Genomic DNA, 19,849 nt, shown 5'->3' on the forward strand with positions numbered 1-19,849 from the left:
CAACCTGATAATTATATTTCAACCGCTGGCTTGTATCAGGCATTAAAAATGCCGGTAGCCGTTTTATTGATTATTTTTTTTGTTTGTATTGAAAACAATACTCCCATGATGATAAATAAAATAACATTGGATAGTGTTACTCCAGCTACCCCTATCTTTTTACCTAAAAACACCGATAAGGGTACGTTCACTATGGAACCAATAATACCCACATACAATTGCAGTTTGATTTTACCTATTCCGTTTAAAAGCTGAACATGTATGGCCTGCCATATAATGGTTATGGTATACAGGCACATAGCTATAGACAGAAAAACGGGCACCGTTATAGTTTTACCCAGCCACAATTTATATAACCAGGGAGATACGATGAGCAGGCAAATAGCACAAACGCTAAGAGCTATCCATAGTTTATTTATTTTGAGCACCGCGTTCTTGATCCATTCCAGGTCATTTTTGGTATAGGCCTCGGTAAAAGCGCTCCAAAACGGCGTTATTACGATAACAAAGAACATCAGGATAATTGAAAACAGCTTGTAGGCTACATTAAATGTAGTTACCTCTTTTGGACCAAATAACTGGGTGATCACAATATTATCTGTTTCGTAAAGTACCAGGGCATTTATTTGAATAATAAAAAATCCGCCACCTACACCCAGCAGCTCTTTAGCGTATTTTAAATTGATGGACCTAAAACTGGGTGACAATTCTTTATAACTCCCGTTGTAGTACCAGATACTGCCAGCAATTAATACCAGTAAAGGCAAACCTGCAATGATTATAACCACATCAAGCAATTCGCCCTGTTTAACCCGCATTAAAAACAATACCGCCAAAAGCGATAATATTTGCCCCATGAGGCTTAAAAAAGCGGTTTTGGCCGGGGCCTGGTTGGCTGTTAATACGTTATTGATCAGCTGTATCACAAACTGGAAACAAAAAAACGCGAACACAATCAATACGGTCATGCTCAGATAGCCTGCCGGGGTGTTATGCGCGTTTAAGATCTGCTGCCATTTGATGTAAGGATTAACAAAATAAAACACCACAAACATGATGCTTGATATGATCAGCAACAAGGCGTAGGTTGAGCTTACATAACTTTTTGCCGATGAAACATCGCCCAATGATATCATGGCGGCCAGCTTGTTCCGCAATCCGTTTCCGAGCCCCATATCAAACAAACCGGCCCAGGTAATGATCGAACTTAGTGTAAGCCAGATACCATATTGCGTTGGGTTAATGTATTTAATAGTAAGCGGGATGAGTAACAACGAAATAGCTACACTGCCTCCCTTTAATAAAACCGACTGAATGATATTTTTTTTGGTTTTCAAAGAACGCTCGTGTCCCTTTGTAAAAAAGCGCTGAACATGAGTTTGTATAGCCTGCAGCATAAATTATTTAATACTATTTATGTGGTAGGTTCTTTTGTTTTATTGAAGATAGAGGCCAATCCGTTAGTTTTTTCCTCGATACCTTCATAGCCGTAACCATAGTTTCCATAGCCGTGACCGTAACCGGTAATGCTATTCTTTTTAAGCTCAATATCATTTACAATAAGATAAAGATGCTTGGCTTTTTTTGATTTGTGCAGATCGTTTACGATACCCAGTTGCGATTTATAGGTATAGTTTTGCCTTACCACATAGCAGGTGATATCCACAAACTCCTCAATGATGAGAGCGTCAGAGACCAGGCCTACCGGCGCGCTGTCAATAATTACATAGTCAAACCTCTTACGCAGTTCTTCTATCAGGGTTTTTAACCTGTCGTGCATTAATAGCTCGGTCGGGTTTGGCGGGATCGGCCCGGAAGAGATAAAGAAGAAGTTTTCATTAAAAGTAGAAGGCTTGATCAGATTATCAATACTTTCCTCTTCGTTTGAAATTACATAATTAGTAAAACCATGATCGTTCTCCACACCGATATTTTTCAGTAACCGGGGCTTGCGTAAATCCAGTTCAAGCAATACTACTTTTTTGCCAGACATGGCTATAGAGTTACCCAGGTTAAGCGAGATAAATGATTTACCCTCCCCGCTCATACTTGACGTAAACAGGATCACGTTCGACTTACCCTTCTCTGTAACATATTTCAGATTGGTACGTACCGCCCTGATCTCTTCCGAAACGATGGAGCGGAAATCATTGTATATCAAAAGCTTGTTACGATTGGTATTCCGGCTTATTTCACCCAGTAAGGGCACACTCGTATGTTTTTCAATATCAGCCTTACTATTGATCTTGATATTCATCATTTCTTTTATACTCAAGCCGGTAGCCGGTAAAAAGATGCCTGCAAACAAAGCAATAAGGTATATCAACGATTGTTTTGGTGCAAAAGGTTTTTCGCTGCTTTCAGCATTATCCAATATCCGCACGCTTGACATGGTAGCATTTTGAGAAATAGCTGTCTCCTCCTTTTTCTGCAACAGGAATAAATAAAGGTCCTGCTTTAAGCTTTGCTGTCTGGAATAATCCAGGTAGATCCGCTCTTTTACAGGGGCATCAGATATTTTGTTTTCGATAAATGAGTTTTGCTTCTTAAATGCCTGCTGCGAAACCTCCAAACTATTTCGATAGTTTTTAATACTCGCCATCAGCGACCGGCGGGCCAGTTCAATCTGCTGGTTAAGGTTTTGTATAATGGTACTGTTATCGGTAAGGTTTAGCTTGAGCTGTTCCTTCCGTAAAAGCATTTCGTTATAGGCATTAATGGCTGTACCAAAGGCAACATCCTTGGTTATTAAGGAGCTGGGTACAACCTGCGGGTTATTGGCATCATTTACATATCTGTACAGATCATTTACCACCGCCAATTGTACGGAGTTATCATTCAGCTTACTTTGATACTGATTAGCACCTTCAACAAGCGCTTTTGATTGCGCGTTGATATCTGATATCTTATTCTGAACTTTATACTGCTCCAGATTTTTCTCAACTTTACCCAGTTCGTCTCCAACAACCAACAGGCGGGCGTTGATGAATTTCATGGTGCTATCGGCCTTACGTATCTTGTTGGATAGGTTGCTTTGCAGGTACATCTCCATCAACGTTTGCAAAATTAATTCGCCATGATCAGGGTTTTCATAACTTAACTGCAGATTTATCACCGTGGCCTGTTTATCATCAAGCCCGGCAGCCAGGTTATCAGTCAGGTCTTTTGCCGCTTGTTTTTTCGACTGGATATTTAATTTGTAATATCCGGAAGGTTTAAACTTATCGGTTTTGTTGATGGTAAGATTATACTGGCTAAGCTGAATCGGTTTCCCAAACTCCCCGGTGATATCCAGGTCCTCTTTACTGTTTTTAATGCGAAAAGTTGTGTTGTTGAGAATAGCGATTTTGAATTTACTTAAACGAATATCCTTCTTTTTATAATCAACCGATACAGCAATTGGTGAGTTTTCATGTATTTCAAAACTTTTCCAGCCATTGTTATCCAGGATATGAATATTGAGGCTTAGCTTGGCAACCGTACGGTTTATCAAACTGGTTGATTTTAATATTTTAACCTCATTATCGGCATTGCTTTTTACATCAAACAGCGAAGCCAGATCGGCATTCAGCCCATTGGTCAGCGCTTTTTCCGGTGTGCCTTGCTCATCTTCAACAATTACTTTACCCAATATGCTCCATTGATTCGGACTGTACTGAATATAAACAAACCCGGCTATAAGGCAAGCAATGATGCTTAATGCAAATACATACCAATAATTAAGGCATAATGCGATCAAACCTCTTACATCGCTGGGCCCTTCTTCCTTTTTGTATGTAAAATCAAGTTTTTCGGCCAAAATGTCTGTGTTGTCCATCTGTCTATTTTAATATAAAGTACAAGGTGTTATGGTGTTCTTTTAATTTATTAACTCTCCGGAATTATCGATCCGGACGCAGGTAGCAAATTGTAAATTAATACGGGTTTAGCTATAGGAAAGTTAAGTCCAAAATGTTGGCTTAAAGGAGAAGTAGCCAGAATGAATAATGTGAACACTTAAATAATAATGAACAAAATAAACAAACAGCATATATAAGCATTATACATAACTATGTATAATATTATAGGCCCCCAAAGCGGATCTTGACCAAAAAAACCGACGTATGATTAATGGTATTATAAACGATAAGGTGGCGGCATTTGTCGTTATCTTAGCAGCCATAACCGGTATTTATGGCTTCGTAAAATTAAAAAAACTAAGCATCAAAGCACCAGGAAATATCCTGACCGACGAACAATCAGACCTATTGGTAATGGGCGTTTTCCATGTATTGATCTGTGCTGTATCTATTTTCTCGCTTCTTTGATAGATGAACACCAAAGCATCTGTCAACTATAAAATTAACCCATAATTAATCGACTGGGTTATCTATACAACAGCTGTAACTCCCCCGAACAGCAAAACAGAAATCCCCCCTGGGATAGTTGTTCATTCAACAGTGTAAATGAACAAAACCGCAGGAAATATTCATTTTATTCATTAAAAGCAGAAATAAAATCTAAGGTCATAAAATTACATACATTCATAAACTTATAATTAACCTACTGATTAACTAAAACTTATAATACAGGGTTATAGGGCTTTGATTTATCAGTAAAACGGTCATTAGAAGCTATATATCCGATACTTTTTAATAATATGACAGCCTTTTCATCACAGCTATTTGAATTATTAAAATCGTATGTTTTAGAAATCTCAAACCTTACACGCATCCAGGCAAGTGATTGTAAAATACTTTCGGCTCGGATCAGTGATAAAACGAGCCATACTGTAAGCGAAACCACCTTAAAAAGGATCTATGGCTTCGCTTTAAGTAAGTTTAAACCGTCGTTATTTACTATTGATGTATTATCAAATTACTGCGGATATAATGGATGGGATGATTTCTGTAAAAAACAGGACAAACAACATACTAACAGCAACCATAAAAATGCTGATTGGGACTCCCTGAGTCAAAAAGCCGCCAAGATCACTAATTTCACCCTGCAGGCCTTAAAAAACAAATCGGGCATTCCGTTTAATCAAAGCATCAAAAGGAGCTTTCTCGAAAAACATTTTGATGAGTTTTTAAAAGGCGATTATGCAGCAACCGTGTTGCTTGCCCCTCCATCCTATGGCAAAACCATAGCCCTGTGTCATTGGGTAGATGAAAGACTGGCGCTAAACATTACATCGGGCAGCAATGATATCATCCTGTTTTTCAGCAGTAATGCCTTAATGAATGTTTTGATCAGCGGGAAGGATTTTAACGACTGGCTATTGGCCTTATTAGGCTATACGCTCGAAGAGGATATCATATCGCTTCTTGATGATACTAAGCGTAAAGAGGGTAATTTTTACCTGATTATTGATGGCCTGGATGAACATATGTTTAAGAATAACTGGTTTCAATTATTACTTGACCAGTTAATGGACATCTTTTCATTTTATCAATCGCAAAAATGGTTCAGGATGGTTTTAACCATGCGGTCAGCTAACTGGATCAATAACCGGCATGTACTGGACCATGATCATCCAAAATGGTTCATTGGGACTATTACTGATCAGCAAGTAAATAGTAATGTACCGCTATTCAATTTACAGGAAATAAAAGACCTGTGCCTCAACATCAACCCGGAAATGCATACACCTATACCGGCTGATGTTGCCGCCAGTTTTAATCTCCCGCTTTATTTTCAGTTTTATTATAAACAACACAAGGATAATTTTTCGCTTAATAATGTCGACCATACTTCTATTTACGACCTGATCTCCAACTTTATACTCAATAAAATTTATATGGGGCACCACGCAACAGACAAAACCCTGTTGCTAAAAGGTCTTATTGAAAATATGGATTTTAAAAAACGTGAGTATGATATAGACAAATTAAAGGTAAATGATTTATTCAGCCAGTACAATCAGGCATATAAAGAGTTATTAAGTATTGGTTTTTTAAAAGAGATCAATACCAGCAGTGATGCTCAGTTTAATACATATGTTCAATTTGGAAACAATAATTTTTTAGAACTGGCTATTGCCCATAAATTATTGTACGACAATGATAACATTTTTGACGAAAACCTGGTAAAGGCTATTAACCTGTTATTTTTAAATAATGAACTTAAGGTGCCCATTATTAAGTGGTGCATTATGCACGCCATGAAAAACGGGCAGCAGGAAAATTTTTCGTCACTATCCAAAACCGACCTTAATCCCAGAGAGAAATCAGAAATGATTGTGTTTTTGGGTGATTTGTTTCATAAAGCTCATTTAGGTCAAAGCAATACAGGTACTATGGCCAATTATTTTAAACAGGATTGCAGTGATGGCCTGTTTTATTATTTTTTTGGACTGGAACTGATAACCCCCGACTACAAAAGATCTTTACAATCCCTGTTAAAATTCGAACTATCCAATTATAAAAAGATCCTCACCTATAGCACACTGGCCATTATATCGGTACTGCAATTAGATCTGCCTTCGTTAGAGGCATATTTAATAAAACTCAGCGTTTTTTCACACGAAGATTATCAGGAGTTTACCATAAGTCCATTAGAATGCCTTAATACCATATATTACTTTTTCAAATATGGCATCATCAAAAAGGACTTTTTTGTAACTATTACCAGATTTTATTTTAATCCGCCAAAACAAACCGGTAATCTTCATTACAGCCAGGGGAATGATCTTATTTATTTATTGGCAGGTTTTGTGCTCTTAATATGTCAAAAACCCCGAAAAATGTTCAGGTATATAAACGCGCTCAAAAAAGTTCATTTTAAAGATACCACTGAGCCTACCGGTTATAATTTCTTCCTGAAAATGTTACTGGCCGACTCGCACTTTTTATTGGGCAGAGTAAAAGAACTTAAAACCATTCATGATCAGGCTTCTGAGTTATTTAAAACAAAAGAGAATTTGTTTACACCAGCCATGAAACAGGCCTTTTACAGTCTTAAAATTAAGAAAGCTGTCCTTAACGGCGAATACAATGCTATCCCGGGATATTATAAATATTTAAACCAGGCTACAGAAAAATCAGGAAATAAGTTTTCAAAGGTGTTTACTATAAACTTTTTGATCAATAATCCAGCAGTTGTAAGCCAGGATGAGACATTTTATAAACAACTGGCTTATAATAACGCCAGAGCTCTGCGCGAATGCGGATTAAGCCCTGAGATATTTTCCAATCAAGATTTTTCTAATTAAGGTAAAAAACCAAAAACCGGTTCAATCTAAATTACTTTTAAACAAAAAACGTTTAAGTATTTTGCCGGCGTAATTTAAAATCTATTTTTAAACTATTGTAACCGTTACTTCTTTAACTATTACATTATAAACCAATACTAAACTTACTGAATTTATAAGCTTCAGCAACAGGCAATAAACCTTTTTATTACCTTATTAAAGTTGTTTAAACTGATATTAAACTAATTTTAATAATTAGTTTTTTCCATATAACCAATTTATGGCACATCTAACCTATTTCATACATTAAAAACGCTGTAAATCAATAAATTAATACAAAAAATATTGAAAATTAACCAAATCACTCACCTTAACCTAAACAAAAAAGCTAATGTTCACTTGATGATTTCCTAACATGCGCATCATTCCTTTGCAGCGGAAAAATGCGATTCCTGAATTTAGTTAAATTAATTGTCCAAAACACACATTATGAAAAAAATTTACCACTGTTTTTTCCAGAAAACACATCATTTATCCAGGTATGGCTTGCTCATTGCCTGCGCCATATTACTTACCGCGTTACAAGCTTTTTCGCAAACCGGCAGGCTTGTAAAAGGAACGGTAACAGACGAAACCAACACGCCATTACCAGGTGTTGTAGTAACCGTTAAAAGCACGGGCAAAGCAACTACTACTAACAGCAATGGTGGTTATTCCGTTACAGTTAACGGCCCAAATGATGTTTTAAAATTCACCTTCCTGGGTTCTGTACCAAAAGAGGTTACTGTAGGTGATAAATCATCATTCAATGTTAGCCTTGTAACTGATACCAAACAGTTAAAAGATGTGGTAGTAATTGGCTACGGTACGGCAAGCCGTAAGGATGTTACAGGCGCTATCACCTCGGTAAAGGCAGAGGATTTTAATGCGGGTGTGTTAACTACCCCTGCTGAGCTATTACAAGGTAAAGTAGCGGGTTTAAACATTACCAAAAGCGGTGACCCTAACAAACAACCCTCAACTATATTAAGAGGGCCTTCAACTTTACGTGAAGGGGCCGCACAGCAACCATTTTATGTAATTGATGGTGTACCTGGCGCCTCTATTGATCTTTTAGCTCCTGCCGATATTGAAAGCATAGACGTATTAAAAGATGCGTCATCAACAGCTATATACGGATCGCGTGCTGCAAACGGTGTAATCATTGTTACAACCCGCAAAGCCAAAGCTGGTCAAACCAGGCTAACCTACAGTGCTTATGGTGCTGTTGAAAATGTTTCAAAAAATATTGACGTACTTACAGGCGATGAATTACGTAAATACTTAGCTGACAATAAAGTATCCCCTTTATTAAAACCAATAGATGACGATGGATCAAACACCAACTGGCAAAAATTAGCCGAAAAAACCGGCTATTCTCAAAACCACAACCTTTCTTATGGCGGCGCAGGTACCAATTCAGAGTATGGTGCAAGTGTAAATTATATGAAAAACAATGGTATATTAAAAAACACCAGCCTTGAGCGTACAATTTACAAGGGTTATATCAATCAGCGCTTTTTTAATGATCGTTTAAAACTGGGCATCACCCTAACCAATAGCGTTACTAAGAATAACGATATATTCCAAAGCCAGGTATTACCAGGTATATTATTCTATTTACCAACAGTAAGTCCTTTTAATCCTGACGGCACTTATAAAGAAAATCTAAAGAGAACTGGAAGTGGCCCATTAAACCCATTGTCGTTAATAGATAATAACTTTACCAAAACAGAAAATAACAAAACCCTGATCAATGGTTTTGCTTCTGTTGACATTGTAAACGGTTTAAAGTTTACCATAACAGGATCAACCCAAAAAGAACAAAACAACGTTAACACCTATTCTAACAGCCAATCGGGCATATATGTTAACCAAAATGGTGTAGCCGTGCGCAGTGCTTATACCAATACCAGTAACGTTGTAGAAGCTTATTTTAACTACGATCGTACTTTTGGCCAGCATTCATTGAAATTATTAGGCGGTTATTCTTATCAACAAAATCGTGATAATGATGGCTTTGGCGTACAAACCCAAAATTTCTCTAATGATGCTCTGGCTTACAATTATTTAGCATTTTCCAACCCAACCCAACTTTCACAGATTATTTTTAACCCTAATTATAATGTTAACGGTACTACACCGCCAACTTATATATCTACATTACGCTTAGTATCCTTTTATACACGTGCACAATACCAATTCTCAGATAAATACCTTTTACAAGCGTCGATCCGTGAAGATGGTTCATCAGCATTTGGTATTAATCAACGCCATGGCTACTTCCCTGCGGTTTCTGCCGGATGGAAGATCACCAGCGAAGACTTTATGAAATCAGTTCCGGTTATCAGCGATTTGAAATTAAGAGCTGGTTACGGTGTATCGGGTAATAGTTTAGGGTTCGACGCCTTCACCGCCCAATTAATTTACGGTGTGCCTCCCGGTGGTGGTAAATTTTTAAGCAACGGTAATATTGTTAACCCTATAGGTCCAGTGCGTAATGATAACCCAGACCTGAAATGGGAAAGTACCTCTACTACCAACATTGGTTTGGATTTTGGTATACTCAACAATCGCATTACCGGTTCTGTTGATTATTATATCAAGAAAACATCCGATTTGATCTATACATACCCCGTATCAACCACAAAATATTTTTATCCATTCTATACGGCCAACGTAGGCAAAATAAAAAACAGTGGCATCGAGGTTGTTCTAAACGCTATCCCTGTAAAATCACAAAGCTTTACCTGGCGTACTTCATTAAACTTTTCACATAACAAAAACGTTGTACAGAGTATATCAAACAGTAATTTCGGACTAAACTTTATTCAAACCGCCCAATTAGGTGGTCAAGGGCAATCTGGTAACTATAGCCAGATCATTCAGCCAGGTTATGCTATCGGCACATTTGACCTATGGCATTATATGGGTAAAAACGCCAATGGTGTAAGTACCTTTCAAACAGCCAATGGCTCGGTTATAGCTGCCCAACCATCTACCAACGATCAGTTTATTAAATACGATGCACAGCCTAAGCTAATTTATGGTTGGAGCAACAGCTTCTTTTATAAAAACTTTGATCTTAATTTTTTAATTCGTGGTGTGTACGGTAATAAAATTTTAAACGCGACGCTTGCAGGTTTAAATAACCCTGCCGCCACTAAACTGCAAAACATCCCGAGATTTACTTTAGGCGAATCCTTCAACGATGTTAATGCTTACCTGATCTCTGATCGCTTCCTCGAAAGCGGCTCATACCTGCGTTTAGATAACGCTACCATTGGTTATACTATTAAGCCACACATCCAGGCTATTAAGAGCTTACGTTTTTATGCTTCAGGTAATAACATTTTCATCATCACCAAATACCGCGGTGTTGACCCGGAAATTGACATGGGTGGTTTAACCCCGGGTATCGATAACAAGAACTTTTATCCTAAAACACGCACCTTTAGCTTAGGTATAAACGCATCATTTTAATAACAGTTAAACAAACAAAAATGAAAAAGATATTCATACTATGTGCCGCGATAGTTGTGACGATGGGCACATTCTCCTGTACAAAACTAAATGTACCTGTTGAGTCGCAGTACGTAAAATCAAACTTCCCGGTAACCGATGCAGATTATATCGCATTATTGGGTACCATTTACTCCAACCTGTCATCAAGTTATGCAGTGCCGTACTGGCGTATGCAAGACATGTCGACAGACGAGGCTATTTTACCAGCCCGTGATGGTAACTTTGACGATGGCGGTCAATACAGGCAGTTACATTATCATACCTGGACCTTTGACCACCCAAATGTAATAGGTGTATGGCAATGGGGTTTTGGAGGTATTAACACTTGTAACCGTATCATCACCGTTATTAACTCATCTCCGTCATCTGATGCAAAAAAACAATCATCAATTGCCGAGGTTAAAGCGATGCGTGCACTGTATCTGTATTTCATGATGGACCTGTACGGTAACGTACCGATCATTACCGATTTCCCGGTGACCACACAACCTGCAACACAACCGCGTGCTAAAGTATACGCATTTATTGAAAGCGAGTTAAAAGCTGTTTTACCTTTATTGCCAGCTAAAAGCAGCAATGCGGCAACAAACGTATCACAATACGGCCGCCCAACAAAAGGAATGGTATTTGCTTTGCTGGCAAAAATGTATCTGAACTCAGGCGTATACGTTGGAACCAATCGTTACCAGGAAACGGTAACTATGTGTGATAGCGTACAAGCCAATACCAACTATTCACTGGATGCTAAATACAGGGATATATTCTTACCAACCAATGGCTCGCAGGTCAACGAAACCATATTTGCTGTTCCTTATGACCAGCAAATACCAGGTAACCAGTTTACCCGTTTTGGTTTCTTTTACTACCTGGTACAGGCCTACGGTTTTAACGTAGGTTTGAGTATTGCCATGAGCACTACACCTGAGTTTTACAACCGCTTTAACATTCCTGGAGATGACCGTACCAAAACCTGGCTGGCAGGTCCGCAATTTTATCCTGACGGTAATGGCGGCTTTACTAATCAGCCCGTTTACTATCCTGCGGGAACTGCAGGGGTTCCCGCAAATACACAAATTAATATAATACCTACACTGACCCTTACCGGAAAAAAACCCATGGATTTGGGTAATGATGTGCTTACCTCGCAATCAGAAGGTGTAAGATCTATCAAATACTATCCCGATGCTAACATTATCCAGGCAACCCGTTTAAACAGTAACGACGTACCGGTATTCCGCTTAGCCGATGTGTTGCTGATGAAAGCCGAAGCTATATTACGCGGGGCTACCCCAACTATCATCAACGGCGAAACGCAGCTTCCGCTTACCCTGGTAAATAAATTGCGTACACGTGCCCACGCACAGGCCGCTGCATCAATTGATCTGGATGGTTTGTTAGATGAGCGTGCACGTGAGCTTTCATGGGAAGCATGGCGCCGTAATGACCTGATCCGTTTTGGCTTGTTTGAAAAAGAATATCCACTACCGGTAGCTGGCGGAAAAACAGATGATCTGAAAATGAATACCGATCCAACCCGCAGGTTGTATCCTATTCCATCAACCGAATTAAAAACCAATCCAAACCTGGTTCAGAACCCTGGTTATTAATTCTTAGAGCAAGGATTTTCCTTTAGATCAAGGATAAAAGGAACAAGGAGCAAGGATAAAGATCTTGCTCCTTGTTCTTTTTTGTATTTTACTCTTCTCGCTTTCATTTTTGCTCTTTATTCACTAAATCCTTGTTCCTTGCTCCAAAAATATTTGTTCCAAAAGTCCTTACTCCTTGCTCCCCAAATCCTTGTTCCCTAAATCTCCTTCACACAACCTTAACATCAATAAAAAATTTGTTAACCGTAGGCTAATATTTATAACACATTGAACAGGTAGCTTTGTGCAACAAAAACAATTAATGATGCAAGCCGCAAGCTTTTGCCTAAAGCACCTAAAATTATTGTTCTTAGTTCTCCTCGCATTTACTGCCCTTAAATCCTACTCCCAAAATGTCCCGCTCGCCAACGCCTTTGCCCATAATGATTACTGGCACAAACGGCCCTTGTATGATGCTTTGGATAACGGATATACCCATATTGAAGCCGATATATATTTAAGGCATGGCAGACTCATTGTAGCCCATCTGCTCCCGCTTTTTAAAAGGCACCGCACACTGGAGCGTCTTTACCTTGATCCGCTGGCCAGTTGTATCAATGGCTCAAACGGGCAGGAATCACGTATTGTTTATCCCATTACGCTGATGATCGATATTAAATCAAACGCGGCTAAAACGTACGAGGTACTGTCGGAAGTGCTCGAAAAATATAAAAATATACTTTCTGGTTATGAGGATGGCGTATTTGTTCAGCGTCAGATCACCATAGTGATAACCGGGCACAAACCATTTGAGATCCTGAAAAAACAACAAAACCGTTTGGCCTTTATTGACGAGGACCTGATGAAGGTTCAGCAGGATACTTCGTCAGCAAATATTTACCGCACAGCAAGCTGTAAATACTCCAAATTGGTAAACTGGACTGGCAGCGGCGTTTTCCCTGTTTCACAAAAACAACGTTTATGTAAATACGTCGGCATGGCACACCGCTTTGGCAAAAAAGTACGACTATGGGCATCGCCCGAAAATCCGGCTGTTTGGAATGAATTGCTTGATTGCGGTGTCGACCTGATCAATACAGATAAACTTCCGGAGCTTAAAAACTTCCTGACCAGGAGGGTAGCTTTTTCCGCGAATGCTAAATAATATAAAGCATTAAGCTTGAATGTATTAAGTTAAAATTACCCTAATACATAATTAACTATTTCATAACCTTAAATTAGCATTATATAAAAGTAACAGCCATACTTTTAATCCATTGCGATGGTTTTAATATATGATGTATAATTTATTATAAAATATTTATATCAGTTAAGTTAAGCATACCATAACAGAAAACATTTGCCTTAACAATTAGTCATCAAACTATAAATGCAGAAAATACTGTTTATTACCGGTTCTGTAAACCAAACATCACAAATGCACCAGATAGCAAACGAACTGCCAGAGTTTGATTGCTGGTTTAGTCAGCTATTTACAGACAGCTATATATTAAATTTATTGATCAATCATACTTCGCTGCTCAACGGCACTATACTATCAAATTACTATCGTACCAATTCAGAAAAATACCTTTATCAGCACGGGCTGCAAATTGATTATGGAGCAAGATTAAACCAGTATGACCTGGTGGTTTTTTGTTCGGATATACTGGTGCCTAACCGCATGCGTAAAATCAAAACAGTATGGGTACAGGAAGGCATGGTTGATAAATATACCCTGTTAAGCAAAATAGTAAAAATGCTAAGATTGCCCACTTTTTTATGCGGCAATACTTCATTGAACGGCTCATCAAACGTGTGCGACATTTATTGTTCAGCCTCATCGGGTTATCGCCAATACTTCATTAAAAACGGCACCGACGGTAATAAGATCGCCGTTACCGGTATGCCGAATTATGATGACCTGGAACAATTTCTGGATAATGACTTCCCTCACCGTGATTACGTGATGGTAGCCACTACAGACATGCGTGAAACCTATCGTTTCGAGAACCGGCCGGCCTTTATTAAAAGTGCCGTAAAAATAGCCAATGGGAGGCCCCTGCTGTTTAAACTACACCCCAATGAAAAAGCGGAACGTGCCGAAAAAGAGATCCGAAAACATGCCCCGGCTGATGCTATGATCTTCAAATCGGGCAATACCAACCATATGATCGCTAATTGCTGCGAACTGATCACCCAATATTCAACCGTAGTGTATACCGGCATTGCTTTAGGCAAAAAGGTGCATTCGTGGTTTGATGTGGATGAGCTTAAAAGGTTGGCTCCGGTTCAGAACGGCGGCATCTCGGCAAATAAAATAGCACAGGTGTGCCGTGCTTACATTAATCATAAAGGCAGGCAGGAGAATTTTGATGTACAAAAAGCTTTAAATACGAAAGGTATCCCTTTTTACACCGAACAATTAGTGGCTAACTACTAAGGAACAAAGAACAAGGATAGAAAGAGCAAGGAACAAGAACTTTTGAAGCAAAGACAAATTCAATAAATCAATAATTCAGTAATTCAATAATTAAAAAATGGTGATCATTGTACAAGCCCGTATGGCATCCACCCGTTTACCTGGGAAGGTGATGTTACCTGTTTTGGGTAAAACTATACTGGCAATGATGATAGAACGCCTGCAAATGATAAAGCATCAGGCCGTTTTTGTAATAGCAACATCTGTTAATCCAGAAGATGATATTATTGAGCAGGAAGCCCGATTGTTGAATATTCCTTGTTACCGCGGCGATCAGAATAACCTGCTCGACCGCCATTATCAGGCTGCTCTGCTGCATAATGCCGATGTAGTATTAAAAATCCCTTCGGATTGCCCGCTGATAGATCCGCGGATTATTGACCAGACGCTTACTTACTTTTTTGAACATACCATTGCGCATGACTATGTGAGCAACCTGCATCCCGCTACCTGGCCGGATGGTAACGATGTGGAGATCATGACCATGGCTTGCTTAAAGCAAACCTGGGAAAATGCCCGGCAAAACCTGGAACTGGAACATACCACGCCTTATATCTGGGAAAACCCGCAATTGTTCAGTATCGGTAATGTAAGCTGGGAAACCGGCTTGGATTATTCCATGTCGCATCGCTTCACCATAGACTACCAGGAAGATTACCTGTTTATCAAAAGGGTGTTTGAAGAGTTGTACCCGGTAAACAAAAGCTTTTCGTGTGAGGATATCCTGGATCTGCTGGATAGAAAACCGGAGATCTACCAGATCAATGCCAGCTATGCCGGTGTAAACTGGTACCGCAATCACCTAAATGAGTTAAAAACCATACAACCGGAGCAAACCAAACAAGCGCCGGTTAGCCAATAAATATTCAATTTAATTATAACCATTACCCCGTGGAAAATACAAAACGTAGCGAACAGGAACTACAAGCCATAGCGCTGAAAGTGCGCGAGCATATTGTGCGCATGTCAACCGCAGGCGGCTGCTTTACAGGAGCCTCGTTATCGGCAGTTGATATGATTGTTTATCTGTACAGCGAATTCCTGAACCTCACACCCTCGAATTTAAAAGATGCCGAACGTGACTATCTGTTCCTGTCAAAAGGCCATGATGTACCGGCCCTGTACGGCACTTTAGTCGAATTGGGTTTCATGGAAAAAGAAAGACTGGACAATCACCTTTCTTTGAATGACCATATTTACTGGCATCCCAACACCCATATCCCGGGAGTTGAATTTCATTCGGGCTCATTAGGTCATTTACCATCGGTGGCCATGGGTGTTGCTATGGATCTCAAAATCAGCGGCAGCAAGAACAAAGTGATCTGCATTATGGGCGATGGCGAACTGAACGAGGGTACCTGCTGGGAAGCGGCACTGGTAGCCAATGCCTATCATCTGGATAACCTGATCTTTGTGATCGACCGTAACCATTTCCAGGCCAATATGCGCACCGAGGATCTGATACCATTGGAACCACTGGTACAAAAATTTGAATCATTTGGCGCGGCGGTACATCGCATCAACGGCCATAGCTATACCGAACTGCACGAAGCCTTTAGCGCCTACCCTTTTCAACAAGGTAAACTCAATGTAGTGATAGCCGATACGGTTAGAGGTAAAGGCCTGCCGAGTATCCAGGAACGCGCCGACCGCTGGTTCTGTAATTTCTCGGCCGATGAAGTTGAGCAGCTTTTACTGGAATTACATGGTGAGCATACCACCTCATTAACATCAGAAACTTTAATTGTCAGATAAGTCCATGACCTACGAAGAATTATTAACCGAAACGGCCCTGAACGATGAGCAGGTAGTAGTGATGACAGCCGAAAACCGCGCACTGGTGCGTAATCTGCCTGCTGTTTTGGGTAAGCGTTTTATTGATACCGGCATCACCGAGCAAACCATGATCGGCGCATCGGCCGGCTTGGCTTTACGTGGCCGCAAACCTATAGTACATGCCCTGGCCGCGTTTTTAACCATGCGTGCTTTTGAATTTGTACGCACCGACCTTGGTATTGCCAATTTACCGGCAAAGCTAAGCGGTTTTATCCCTGGTTTTTTATCAGATGCTAACGGTCCTACGCACCAGGCTATCGAAGATATTTCCATTATGCGGGGCATTCCCAATGTAACCGTATTTGCTCCTGCTGATGAAGACGACCTTGTAAAAATGCTGCCCGAGATCTGGAAATCGCCAAACCCGGCCTATACCCGTATCAACACCCGCAAAACCAATCACGTGCATGAGCCTTTTGAATTGGGCAAGGCCGAAGTGATCAGTACAGGCAGCGATGTAACCATTTTAACCTACGGCTTGATGTTCGAGCAGGCGCTTATTGCTGTTGAGGCATTACAAAGCGAAGGATTATCCGTTGGCCTGGTAAATATGCGCAGCCTTAAACCGGTTGATGAAGCCATCATCCTGCAAGTAGCAGCCAGCAGCAACCTTATAGTTACCCTCGAAGATCATTTCCTGACCGGCGGTTTATACACTATTGTAGCTGAAGTACTATTACAATACCAAACCACCGCCAAAGTAATGCCTATCGCCTTAAAAGAAAGATGGTTTAAACCAGCCTTATTACCTGATGTATTACAAAACGAAGGTTTCTCGGGCAAGCAAATAGCCGAAAGGATATTGGGCTATCAAACCGGTTACTCCCAACCTTCTATATTAACCCCAGAGTTTTCAGAATAAAAAAGATTTCACCATGGCTAATAAAATACAGTTAAGCAACAACTATCCCGATATCACCGAGTCGGACAAAATATATGAGCGCGCGTTAAAAGTTCAGAAACCGGTAACACAGACCCTGGCTAAAGGTCCGGGTCAGTTTAGCAAAGGCGTAGCACCCAAATACCTGGTTAAAGGTAAAGGCTCGCACGTTTGGGATGCTGATGGTAATGAATTTATCGACTATAACTCGGCTATTGGCCCTATTTCTTTAGGTTACGCCTACCCTGCTGTTGACGAGGCCATCCGTAAGCAACTGAACGATGGTATTACCTTTTCGCTGATGCACCCGTTAGAAGTAGAGCTCTCAGAACTGGTACAACAGGTGATCCCGAATGCCGAGGCCGTTAAAATAGCCAAAACAGGGGCCGATGTTTGCTCGGCTGCCATACGTGTGGCTCGTGCATTTACAGGCAGGGATAAAGTATTTTGCTGCGGCTATCACGGCTGGCACGACTGGTATATCGGTATTACCAGCCGTAACGCGGGTATTCCCGAAGCCATACAGGACCTTACCTACACTTTTGAATACAACGACATCGAATCGATAAAAGCAGCCTTAGACGAAAGCGTGGCTGCCCTGATATTAGAGCCTTTCATATTTGAAGCACCCAAACCTGGCTTTTTACAACAACTGGCTGAGGCCTGCCGCGAAAACGGCACCCTGCTTATTTTTGATGAAATGTGGACAGGCTTCCGTATTGCCCTGGGCGGTGCGCAGGAATATTTCAATGTAAAGGCCGATCTGGCAGTATTTTCCAAAGCTTGTGCCAATGGCATGCCTATAGCCCTGCTTACCGGCAGAGCGGATGTGATGGAGCTCTTCAACTCAGAAGTGTTCAGTTATACCACCTTTGGCGGCGAAGCTTTATCATTAGCAGCCTGTATAGCCACCATCAATGAGCTGCGCGATAAAAAGGTACCTCAATATCTTGATCAGCATGGCGCCTTATTAAAAGATGATTATAACCAAATTGCCATATCATTAGGGATGGATCAATATACCCGCTGCATAGGTTATAACTGCCGCAGTATGGTAACTTTTACTCCGGAGGCGGGCAATGTTTTGGAGTTAAAAACCCTGATGCAGCAGGAAATGATCAAACGCGGTATCCTTTGGGCCGGTTTCCATAACATGTGTTTCAGTCATACTTCCGAAGATATTGATTACACCCTTTTAGCTTACCGCGACGTACTCCAACTGGTTAAAGAAGCCATTTTAAGCGGCGATGTAAAAAGCTATTTAAAAGGCGAAGTACTGGAGGCCGTTTTCCGTAAGGTGAGCAATTATAACATTAAGCCAAAAACAGCGGCATTATAAATAAGAGACAAGAGTTAAGAACCAAGAGTCAAGAAAGTAAAAAGGAAGAACAGTAATCGGTAGCAACTAAGGTTCTGTCTTTTGTCTTGATTCCTGACTCTTATATCTTGACTCTCATTACAAAAGTATATGGAACTATTTTCATTACAAGGGAAAACGGCTATCGTGACCGGGGCGCTGGGTCTTATCGGGCAAAAGCATTGCGAAGCGCTGGCCATGGCCGGGGCCAACGTGGTAGCTGCCGATATGGACGAGAAAAGGGTTGAAGCTTTCGCCGCAAACCTGGGCCAACAGCACGGTGGACTAAAGATCGACGTGACCAGCAAACACTCCCTGGAAATTGCCCGCGAGCAGATACTCACCCGCTATGGCAGCATTGATATATTGGTAAATAACGCCGCCATTAACGATATGTTCGAGAACCCGGCTATGGCTAAAGAGCTTTCGGCATTTGAAAATTATCCGCTTGCGGCCTTTCAGCAATCGCTGAATGTAAACGTGACCGGGGTGTTCCTTTGCTCACAGGTATTTGGTTCGGTGATGGCCGGACAGGGTTCGGGCAGTATCATCAACGTAGCATCCACCTATGGTATGGTAGGGCCCGATCAATCGATCTACAAAAACCCGCAGGGCGAACAGGATTTTTATAAATCGGCCGCCTATCCGGTAACCAAGGGCGCTGTTATCAACTTCACCCGCTTTTTAGCTGCTTATTGGGGTAATAAAGGGGTGCGGGTAAATACCCTTTCGCCGGGTGGTGTGGAGAACAATCAGAATGATTTTTTTGTACAGAACTATTCAGCCAAAACATTATTGGGCCGGATGGCTAAAGCTAACGATTACCAGGGCGCGCTGATATTTTTAGCCAGCGACGCCTCCGCCTACATGACCGGTGCCAATCTGGTAGTTGACGGCGGATGGACAGCGATATAAAATAGTGAGTTGTAAGTAGTGAGTGGTGAGTAGTTTTTTAAATTTGATTAACCGCTCC

At 40.6% G+C, this 19,849-nt stretch carries 13 protein-coding genes; 11 read left to right on the top strand and 2 right to left on the bottom strand.

Annotation, left to right across the window (positions count from 1 at the left end; genetic code table 11):
• Positions 1 to 35 precede the first annotated feature (35 nt).
• Both ACNURT_RS18220 and ACNURT_RS18225 read right to left on the bottom strand, forming a co-directional pair.
• Positions 36 to 1,397: a lipopolysaccharide biosynthesis protein gene (locus ACNURT_RS18220; protein WP_419698926.1), complete on the bottom strand. Its 1,362-nt coding sequence runs from the start codon at positions 1,395 to 1,397 to the stop codon at positions 36 to 38.
• A gap of 17 nt (positions 1,398 to 1,414) precedes the next feature.
• The gene (locus tag ACNURT_RS18225; protein WP_419698927.1) at positions 1,415 to 3,817 is read right to left on the bottom strand and encodes a GumC family protein; all 2,403 of its coding nucleotides are present in this window, start codon (positions 3,815 to 3,817) and stop codon (positions 1,415 to 1,417) included.
• Between the two features lie 286 nt (positions 3,818 to 4,103).
• Between ACNURT_RS18225 and ACNURT_RS18230 the strand changes: the two genes are divergently transcribed.
• From ACNURT_RS18230 to ACNURT_RS18280, 11 genes are all read left to right on the top strand, one after another.
• On the top strand, positions 4,104 to 4,307 hold the full coding sequence (locus ACNURT_RS18230; protein ID WP_370995408.1) for a hypothetical protein: 204 nt from the start codon (positions 4,104 to 4,106) through the stop codon (positions 4,305 to 4,307).
• Positions 4,308 to 4,639: 332 nt separating this feature from the next.
• Entirely contained in the window at positions 4,640 to 7,192 is a 2,553-nt protein-coding gene (locus ACNURT_RS18235; protein ID WP_419698928.1) for a hypothetical protein, read from the top strand.
• A 468-nt stretch (positions 7,193 to 7,660) separates the two neighbouring features.
• On the top strand, positions 7,661 to 10,693 hold the full coding sequence (locus ACNURT_RS18240; protein ID WP_419698929.1) for a SusC/RagA family TonB-linked outer membrane protein: 3,033 nt from the start codon (positions 7,661 to 7,663) through the stop codon (positions 10,691 to 10,693).
• Between the two features lie 20 nt (positions 10,694 to 10,713).
• Positions 10,714 to 12,342, top strand: a complete 1,629-nt coding sequence (locus ACNURT_RS18245; RefSeq protein ID WP_419698930.1) for a RagB/SusD family nutrient uptake outer membrane protein — start codon at positions 10,714 to 10,716, stop codon at positions 12,340 to 12,342.
• A gap of 343 nt (positions 12,343 to 12,685) precedes the next feature.
• Positions 12,686 to 13,486, top strand: coding sequence for a phosphatidylinositol-specific phospholipase C/glycerophosphodiester phosphodiesterase family protein (locus tag ACNURT_RS18250; RefSeq protein WP_419698931.1), 801 nt, complete (start codon positions 12,686 to 12,688; stop codon positions 13,484 to 13,486).
• Positions 13,487 to 13,711: 225 nt separating this feature from the next.
• Entirely contained in the window at positions 13,712 to 14,764 is a 1,053-nt protein-coding gene (locus tag ACNURT_RS18255; RefSeq protein WP_419698932.1) for a hypothetical protein, read from the top strand.
• Positions 14,765 to 14,861: 97 nt separating this feature from the next.
• A complete protein-coding gene (locus tag ACNURT_RS18260; RefSeq protein WP_419698933.1) occupies positions 14,862 to 15,665 on the top strand; it encodes a cytidylyltransferase domain-containing protein in 804 nt (267 codons plus the stop codon).
• Positions 15,666 to 15,694: 29 nt separating this feature from the next.
• Positions 15,695 to 16,558: a transketolase gene (locus ACNURT_RS18265; protein WP_419698934.1), complete on the top strand. Its 864-nt coding sequence runs from the start codon at positions 15,695 to 15,697 to the stop codon at positions 16,556 to 16,558.
• A gap of 4 nt (positions 16,559 to 16,562) precedes the next feature.
• Entirely contained in the window at positions 16,563 to 17,501 is a 939-nt protein-coding gene (locus ACNURT_RS18270) for a transketolase family protein (protein WP_419698935.1), read from the top strand.
• A gap of 13 nt (positions 17,502 to 17,514) precedes the next feature.
• Positions 17,515 to 18,858, top strand: a complete 1,344-nt coding sequence (locus tag ACNURT_RS18275; RefSeq protein ID WP_419698936.1) for an aminotransferase class III-fold pyridoxal phosphate-dependent enzyme — start codon at positions 17,515 to 17,517, stop codon at positions 18,856 to 18,858.
• 129 nt (positions 18,859 to 18,987) lie between these two features.
• Positions 18,988 to 19,791: an SDR family oxidoreductase gene (locus ACNURT_RS18280; protein WP_419698937.1), complete on the top strand. Its 804-nt coding sequence runs from the start codon at positions 18,988 to 18,990 to the stop codon at positions 19,789 to 19,791.
• Positions 19,792 to 19,849 lie beyond the last annotated feature (58 nt).

The sequence above is a fragment of the Mucilaginibacter sp. NFX135 genome, assembly GCF_048565145.1.
Lineage (GTDB): Bacteria > Bacteroidota > Bacteroidia > Sphingobacteriales > Sphingobacteriaceae > Mucilaginibacter.